Genomic DNA, 7,510 nt, shown 5'->3' with positions numbered 1-7,510 from the left:
GCAGATCGCTGCTCGGTGGCCGTGAACTGTTCTTTGACGTTTGTTTTAACCGCTCACGCGCTTCTTTTAAGTCGTAGAGTAACTTAACGGATAATCGACTCAGGACATCCTCCGGCAATTCCAGTAATTCTTCTTTGGTTAGTTGCAGCAGGTCGTGGTCGCTTAGTCTCATGGGTGACAATGTACAATTTTTTTTAGGCGGCGTTGTGATTTTTTAATTTAGAGGGGTCTGAGTTTTTACGGCACGAAGCCTCATGAGATGATGCTATCGTAGTAGAAATAACCTACATAAACGCTTAATATAGCCAAGTTCAAGATGACTGAATAACTCCTTAACTTCTAAAAAGAGACGTTTATATGCGAGCATTAAAAAAACAATTAAAACAAAATCTGGCGTGGTGTATTTTCAGTAGCGTGTTGTTTACCGCTAGCTCTGTTATGGCGGCATCGGATAGAGAGATGCAAGAAGAGGCACTTAAAGCACTCGAACTGGCCAAAAATCCACACGCAGCCCATGCAGCTACAGAAAAAGGTAAGGAATTTCATGGTGTTTTTTATGGCTATTTGCCTTGTGATGATTGCGAGGGGATTAAAGCGACCTTGACCTTTAAACAAAATAATAATTATTTGCTGGTGACTCAGCCAGCAAAAGCATCGACCAGGGAGTTTTATGAGAAGGGAAAATTCAACTGGAATGATGAAACCCATATTCTGATGTTAACATCAAATAAGGATTCAACTGTACGGCAATACCATATTGAAGCTGAAGGCGGCGCGCTGGTTCAGTTTAACGCCGATGGCACACCGATTAAAGGCGATCAGGAAAGCTATACCTTACGGAGAGGCGATACCATCAAGTCTCGTCAGGTGCATATTCACTAGACTATTGAATAAGTACGTATCTCCATCAATCATTGATTAGGCACTTGGTCAATGATTGATAATAGGGTTATAGGATGCTTCCCTCCTACTCCTATGATACTAAAGTTTCCAAAATGGGGCGTTTTGCAGACAGATTACGGGTAAGTTCCCAAAACCGGTTCGGTCTTACAATAACAACAGATATGCCCATTAAACAACCCGGCAAAATCAACCCAACTTTAATTATTGCAAAAACTGAAAGGCATTCAATTTGGATTAGATTCATGCTTTTGTTTGCCGCAGTCTAATCATTACAGTTACTCACTCGCTTGTAAAAACGTCATCATATCTTCATTTTCAACCCAGCGATAAATTTCCGCCACCGCCAACTTAAAATCCAAAGATTTAAACCAAACGTCATCACCTAAAAAATAATGCTGGGGTATCCAGCCCGATGAACGCCTGCACACCTCCACATCGACAAAATCTTGCTCAATCAATACATATTCCATCACGCTAGGCAAGGATTGATAGACGGTGCGCTTAGTGGTTTCATCGGTGCGCCGCGTGGATTTAGAAAGCACTTCAATCAGCAAAAGTGGTGATTCGGTGTAGTAAGCATTATCGGTTTTATCCTCACAGACCACCATCACGTCAGGATAAAAAAATTGGTTGCCCGCTTTTACTTTAACGTCAGAACCAAACGGGCGGCACAGTGTATTTTTTAGATGCTGGCGTATTTCTGCCAACACATTGCCGCAAATGCTTTCATGATTTTTACTCGCACCGGCCATTGCATAAATAGCGCCGTCTATGTATTCATGTTTGGTTTCAGTGATGAGTTCTTGCGCTAAATAATCTTCTACACTGACAAAATGATTTGTTTCAAAAATGGCGCTCATAGTTTTTTACTCCATACGGACTACTTTGCGGTTGCTCGTGCTTAGTATTCGCATCGTTTCTCTGTACAACTACCATCTAATGCCACAGGTTCAAAAAGTTCTTGGAATTGGACTGCCGAATACTGGCGTTTTCAGACATCCTGGCTTTAATTTTCTGCAAAGTGGTTATGCCTTCCACAGAACCCGGCAGTTCTGCCAGAAAATCCTTGCCCATTAAAGGAAATTGCTGGAGATTGGGAATAATAGTGTCAAAAAGCTGATCTAATAAGGAGCCAAACTGCTTAGGTTGATCCAGCTGTGCAAAATAACTCTCGATATTATCCAGATTACGTGCAAAATTTGCTGTCATTCTAACGTTTGCCGACATTGGCATAATCAACGGCCATACTTTTGGCGTAAATTGGATACCTCAAGCAACTGGTTTGCTTCGACATCATCCAAACCTTGCACCACTTCCTGCATCAGCAATAAATGAATATGCTCTTGCTCAAGCCGGTGGTAATAATCCAATTTTTCTGCCGCCACCAACGCAATATAACTTTCGCCATTGCGGGTAATAATTTTCTCCTGCCCGGCATGAACCTTTTCCGCCAACTGCGTAAACTTAGCACGCACCTGACCAAAAGGGATAATATCTTCACTGGAGATGCTCATAATGTTTACCTTGCTCTATTAATATAAACCTTAATCTATACCTGCATGTATTGCCCGTCAATGGTAAATTTAAGCCCACTGATTATTGCAAGCCCAATACACTAAAGCATTCTGGAAGAGGCGGTTAAGGAAGTCGTTTAAAGCTGAATCTGCCTTGTTGTATTAGCTTGCTGATACCGCTCCATTGCAGCCTGCAATTTAGCATTAGGCGGCGGTGGATTTTCAAGCCGCTTGAGTAACCAGACCCAATCCCGTTCAGATAACTGAATAACCCGTTCGTCTTCAATAAACAATGACATCATTCCGACTGCAAACCACCCCTTACATTCCCCGCATGCAAGCCGCATTCCTTCTTGGTCGCCTCTTCCCACCACCACCGCCCTGCTCGCTCATGCTGATTAGGTAGCACTGGCCGCGTACAAGGCTCACAACCTATACTGATATATCCATGTTCGTGCAGCTCATTAAACGGCACTTGATAAGCCTCGATATGATCCCAAACCTGAGCAGAACTCCAGTTAAGCAACGGATTAAACTTAAACAATTGGTGTTCATCGGTAGAAAATACACTGTCCAACTGCACTTCAGGAATATCCTGACGCGTATCCACACTTTGGTCTTTACGTTGTCCGGTAATCCAGGCATCCACATGCGCCAGCTTTCGGCGTAACGGTTCAACCTTACGGATACCACAGCATTCATGATGGCCGTCTTCATAAAAACTGAACAGGCCTTTGTTTTTAACCAGCTCCTCCAAACGCACCCGATCCGGCGTTAACACTTCAATATCTATGTTGTAGTGCTTCCGGACTTGCTCAATAAACCGGTAGGTTTCAGGGTGTAAGCGCCCAGTATCCAGACAAAAAACCTGAATATCTTTCCTGATTTTAGTCGCCATATCAATCACCACTACATCTTCCGCGCCACTGAAAGAGATGGCGATGTTGTCAAATAACTCCAAGGCTTTTTTTAAAATGATTCGTGGATTTTTATCACTAAGTTCCGCTTGTAACTGTGCTATATCAATGTTGTTCATAGTTGTGTTTGGGCAAAATAGTGTTTAAGAAACTCATCAAAAGGCAACTGTTGTTGGCTTTCGATGTCTTTTTGCTTGGCTAGCGATTGCTCAGCCAATTGGTTAAATCTTTCAGTGGTTTCGCTATCAAGGGTTTGCTGCTTAAAATATTGCGCATGTTCAGCCGATTGTTGTAAACCCAAGCGGGCAAAGGGTTGGTTGGTTTCTCGCATAGCCGATAATATCCGTGCTGATGCGGTTAAATCGGGATTGTCTACCCGTTGCCGTTGATAATTCAACGCGGCTTCATAAGGTTTGTCAGCAAGACCCTGATCAAGAATAGCGCATACCGGCAGCATGGAATCGACAATATCATGCGCCCAATCTTGCAGTGGAACTTGTTTACCGGCTTGTCTTAACAGTAAACCGGGCTGTCTACCTTTGTTAGCCACCGCCAATTGGTTAGCATTATTAATCTGATGATCATGTTCGGTAAACGGCGGACTGTCTTTTAATAAACACGTTAACAGTAATGCCTCAACAAAGCGGGCAGTGTGTTCACTGATACCAATGTGCTGAAATACATCCAAATCCAACGAGCGCATTTCTACATAACGCACACCGCGCCGTTTAAGCGCCAGAGTGGGTTTTTCGCCGGATTCAGCAATTTGCTTGGGGCGCATGGTGCTGTAAAATTCGTTCTCAATTTGCAGGATATTAGCGTTAAGCTGGCGGTATTCACCATCGACTAAAACACCGATTTTTTCATACTCAGGATAGGGCGTGGTAATGGCTTTACAAAGGCTATCGACATAACCCGTGAGCGAGTTGTAATCAATTTTTAAATTGCCCTGATTTTTACTTTTATAACCAATATCACTCATGCGCAGCGAAGTGGCGTAAGGATGGTACAGCGTGCCCTTATCAAATTCCTCAAATTGCCCCATAAGACTGGGCCGCGTTTTAAAGAAGTTTTTGCAAATGGCAGGCGATGCACCGAATAAATACAGAATAATCCAGCCTATTCTTTTAAAATTTCTTACCACACCAAAATAACTGGCAGACGTAAATTGTTCCAGCGTTAGCGTTGATTGTTCTTGGGCATGCAAAACCGGCCATAAGGCTTCCGGCACGGAATAATTAAAATGGATACCGGCAATGGCCTGCATAGTTCTGCCGTAACGATGCCACAAACCATGACGGTAAATATGCTTCATGCGGCCAATGTTAGACGACCCGAAACGTGCAATCGGAATGCTGTCATCGCCATTAATACCACACGGCATACTGCTGCTAAGCAGGATTTCGCTATCTAAATGGTCATAGACAAACTGATGGATATCTTGCAACGCATTAAGCGTATCCCGCACATCAGCAAACGGCGGCGTGATCAGTTCAATCAAGGCTTCGGAATAATCAGTGGTAATAGACGGGTGCGTCAGCGCAGAACCTAATGCTCTTGGATGTTCCGTTTGGGCAATCAAACCATTTTTGTCGATGCGTAGACTTTCTTTTTCAATACCTTTAAGCCCTCCACAAATCAGCTGTTGCCTGCCATTGTCCTGAAGTTGATTTAGCCGTGTTAAAACAGTATTGTTTGAATGCGTCATGGCGTAGGTAATGTTCCCTGAAGTCCTGTAAAATCCGGTTATTATAAAGCTATAAACGCATTTAGAGAAAACGCGCGGAGACTATATTGCTAAACGAGGCACACCGGTTACTTAAAACCGTATTTGGTTATGACCAGTTTCGAGGCCATCAACAAGCGGCAATTGAACATCTTGTCGCAGGCCAGGATGCCTTGGTATTAATGCCTACCGGCGGCGGCAAGTCGTTATGCTATCAAATCCCTGCCTTAATACGGCCTGGTGTGGGCATTGTCATTTCGCCGTTAATTGCCTTAATGCAAGATCAGGTCAGCGCCCTGTTGCAATTGGGCGTAAAAGCGGCTTTTTTAAATTCGACGTTATCGCAAGAAGAAAACCGCCGTATAGAACAACAGCTCATCAATGGCGAAATTGATTTACTGTATATCGCACCAGAACGCTTGACTACCGCCCACACGCTGGCTTTGTTTGAACGCATACAGATTGCCCTGTTTGCCATTGATGAAGCGCATTGCGTCTCACAATGGGGACATGATTTTCGCGTGGACTATCTACAATTGTCCATGCTGCACGAACGTTTCCCGACGATTCCGCGCATTGCCTTAACCGCCACCGCTGACGATAAAACCCGGGAAGAAATCAAACTGCGTTTGAGTTTAACGCATGCCCGATTGTTTTTAAGCAGCTTTGATCGCCCGAATATTCGTTATGCCATCGTGCAAAAACGCGAAGCCCGTCAGCAATTAATGGCATTTATTCAAACCGAACATTCAGGTGATTCGGGCATTGTCTATTGTTTGTCTCGCAAAAAAGTGGAAGAAACGGCGGCGTGGTTGAGTGCCAATGGCATTAGAGCCCTCGCCTATCACGCGGGTATGGATGCCAAAATCCGTGCTAAAAACCAGCATGAGTTTTTAATGAACGATAATTTGGTCATGGTGGCCACCATTGCCTTTGGCATGGGTATAGACAAACCCAATGTGCGTTTTGTGGCGCATCTGGATTTACCGAAAAGCCTGGAAGCCTATTATCAGGAAACAGGCCGTGCCGGTCGTGATGGCTTACCCGCCAATGCCTGGATGACCTATGGCTTGCAGGATGTGATCACCTTAAGGCGCATGCTGGCGCAATCTACCGCAGATGAAACCCATAAGCGTGTTGAATACCATAAACTGGATGCCATGCTGGCGCTGTGCGAACAAGTCAGTTGCCGTCGTCAGGCTTTGTTACGCTATTTTGGCGATACTATGGAACAGCCGTGCGGCAATTGCGATACCTGTTTGCATCATGTGGATACCTTTGATGGCACGGTTGCCGCCCAAAAAGCCTTATCGTGCATACACCGTACCGGGCAGCGTTTTGGTAGCAATTATTTAATTGAGGTATTGTTGGGCAAAGCTTCCGAGCGTATGGTTAAAGCGGGGCACGACAAGCTGTCCACTTTTGGTATCGGCAAAGATTTGGCCGAACAGCAATGGCATTCGGTGTTCCGGCAATTGGTTGCCCATGGCTTGGTGGCGGTCGATTTTGACAGCTTTGGCGCGTTACGACTGACCGATGCCTGTCGGCCGATTTTACGCGGTGAACAAACCCTGATGTTGCGTAAAGATCAGCCGGTAGAATCCAAACAAAAAACCAAGCATTCCGGCCAACGTTTTGATAAAAACAATGCTTTATGGGATGCCCTGCGCGAAAAACGCCGCGAAATTGCCGACAAGCAAGATGTGCCTGCTTACGTGATTTTTCATGACGCGACTTTAATGGCCATGTTGGAAGCGCGGCCTTACACACTGCAACAAATGGGTAAAATATCTGGTATTGGCGTACACAAACTGGAATTGTACGGCGACACATTTTTAGCGGTGCTAAATCAGTTTAAAAATGTGGTTGTGCCCAAGATGGTAATCAATACCACTCTTTCCGATACAGCACTTGATTCCTTTGAGTTATTTAAAGCCGGTCTTAACGTAGAGCGCGTTGCCAAACAACGTGGGTTAAAAGAAAGCACTGTTTATGGGCATTTGGCGCAGGTGTTGGCACAAGGCCAACTGGCCTTACCAGACGTACTGGATGTACCAGAAGCCGAGATAAAATATATACAAGATACGCTGATCAGCTTGCCGGAAGAAGACAGGATTGGCGTTAAGCCCTTGTTTGAAAAGCTGGAGGGCCAATACAGTTATGAAGTGTTGCGTTGTGTTAAGGCGGCGTGGGATTATCAGTCGCGTTAATTTTTGTTATTGATTGTGAAGGTTTAAAATTCCCAATACATAGTCAACCATAAAATGTTGTAGGCGATACCGTATTGTTCCGCGTGGGCACAAAAAAGCATGTGCCCACGCGGCTACTTCAAGCAATTTTTATTTGCCAAGTGATGTGTCAACACTTTTCCGGACACAAAGTTAAGCCGCTTTAAACTGCCTTTCATAGTCGACTGGCGACAAATAATTATTGGTGGAATGCAAGCGCTC

At 44.6% G+C, this 7,510-nt stretch carries 9 protein-coding genes; 2 read left to right on the top strand and 7 right to left on the bottom strand.

Translation table 11 applies throughout. From position 1 onward, the window contains the following. A partial coding sequence (locus ACHZC4_RS10055; RefSeq protein WP_394753711.1) for a DUF6444 domain-containing protein occupies positions 1 to 172 on the bottom strand: 172 nt, incomplete at its 3' end. A gap of 185 nt (positions 173 to 357) precedes the next feature. On the opposite strand from ACHZC4_RS10055, the gene ACHZC4_RS10050 reads away from it, so the two are divergent. Next, positions 358 to 882, top strand: a complete 525-nt coding sequence (locus ACHZC4_RS10050) for a copper resistance protein NlpE (protein ID WP_394753710.1) — start codon at positions 358 to 360, stop codon at positions 880 to 882. Positions 883 to 1,178: 296 nt separating this feature from the next. On the opposite strand, the gene ACHZC4_RS10045 is transcribed toward ACHZC4_RS10050, so the two are convergent. From ACHZC4_RS10045 to gshA, 6 genes are all read right to left on the bottom strand, one after another. Continuing rightward, entirely contained in the window at positions 1,179 to 1,763 is a 585-nt protein-coding gene (locus ACHZC4_RS10045; protein WP_394753709.1) for a Uma2 family endonuclease, read from the bottom strand. Positions 1,764 to 1,839: 76 nt separating this feature from the next. Further along, positions 1,840 to 2,112 carry a hypothetical protein gene (locus ACHZC4_RS10040; RefSeq protein ID WP_394753708.1) on the bottom strand — a complete coding sequence of 91 codons (273 nt, stop codon included), beginning with the start codon at positions 2,110 to 2,112 and terminating at the stop codon, positions 1,840 to 1,842. Positions 2,113 to 2,138: 26 nt separating this feature from the next. Then, positions 2,139 to 2,417 (bottom strand): type II toxin-antitoxin system Phd/YefM family antitoxin, encoded by a 279-nt coding sequence (locus ACHZC4_RS10035; protein ID WP_394753707.1) that lies wholly within the window; start codon positions 2,415 to 2,417, stop codon positions 2,139 to 2,141. 137 nt (positions 2,418 to 2,554) lie between these two features. Beyond that, on the bottom strand, positions 2,555 to 2,719 hold the full coding sequence (locus tag ACHZC4_RS10030; RefSeq protein ID WP_394753706.1) for a DUF1778 domain-containing protein: 165 nt from the start codon (positions 2,717 to 2,719) through the stop codon (positions 2,555 to 2,557). Next, the gene (locus tag ACHZC4_RS10025) at positions 2,716 to 3,453 is read right to left on the bottom strand and encodes a phosphoadenylyl-sulfate reductase (RefSeq protein ID WP_394753705.1); all 738 of its coding nucleotides are present in this window, start codon (positions 3,451 to 3,453) and stop codon (positions 2,716 to 2,718) included. Before ACHZC4_RS10025 ends, ACHZC4_RS10030 begins: the two co-directional genes overlap by 4 nt. Continuing rightward, positions 3,450 to 5,042: a glutamate--cysteine ligase gene (gene gshA, locus ACHZC4_RS10020; RefSeq protein WP_394753704.1), complete on the bottom strand. Its 1,593-nt coding sequence runs from the start codon at positions 5,040 to 5,042 to the stop codon at positions 3,450 to 3,452. Before gshA ends, ACHZC4_RS10025 begins: the two co-directional genes overlap by 4 nt. Positions 5,043 to 5,128: 86 nt before the next feature. On the opposite strand from gshA, the gene recQ reads away from it, so the two are divergent. Continuing rightward, positions 5,129 to 7,270, top strand: coding sequence for a DNA helicase RecQ (gene recQ, locus ACHZC4_RS10015; protein ID WP_394753703.1), 2,142 nt, complete (start codon positions 5,129 to 5,131; stop codon positions 7,268 to 7,270). Positions 7,271 to 7,510 lie beyond the last annotated feature (240 nt).

Source organism: Crenothrix sp. (assembly GCF_043729335.1).
Taxonomy (GTDB): domain Bacteria; phylum Pseudomonadota; class Gammaproteobacteria; order Methylococcales; family Methylomonadaceae; genus Crenothrix.
The sequence above is the reverse complement of the archived record's forward strand: the minus strand, read 5'-3'. Positions and strand labels throughout refer to the sequence as shown.

Excerpts from the sequence above, each read along its gene's own strand:
- ACHZC4_RS10050 (WP_394753710.1), top strand. The coding sequence starts at position 358 with ATGCGAGCATTAAAAAAACAATTAAAACAAAATCTGGCGTGGTGTATT.
- ACHZC4_RS10030 (WP_394753706.1), bottom strand. The coding sequence starts at position 2,719 with ATGATGTCATTGTTTATTGAAGACGAACGGGTTATTCAGTTATCTGAA.
- ACHZC4_RS10025 (WP_394753705.1), bottom strand. The coding sequence starts at position 3,453 with ATGAACAACATTGATATAGCACAGTTACAAGCGGAACTTAGTGATAAA.
- ACHZC4_RS10035 (WP_394753707.1), bottom strand. The coding sequence starts at position 2,417 with ATGAGCATCTCCAGTGAAGATATTATCCCTTTTGGTCAGGTGCGTGCT.
- ACHZC4_RS10040 (WP_394753708.1), bottom strand. The coding sequence starts at position 2,112 with ATGACAGCAAATTTTGCACGTAATCTGGATAATATCGAGAGTTATTTT.
- gshA (WP_394753704.1), bottom strand. The coding sequence starts at position 5,042 with ATGACGCATTCAAACAATACTGTTTTAACACGGCTAAATCAACTTCAG.
- ACHZC4_RS10045 (WP_394753709.1), bottom strand. The coding sequence starts at position 1,763 with ATGAGCGCCATTTTTGAAACAAATCATTTTGTCAGTGTAGAAGATTAT.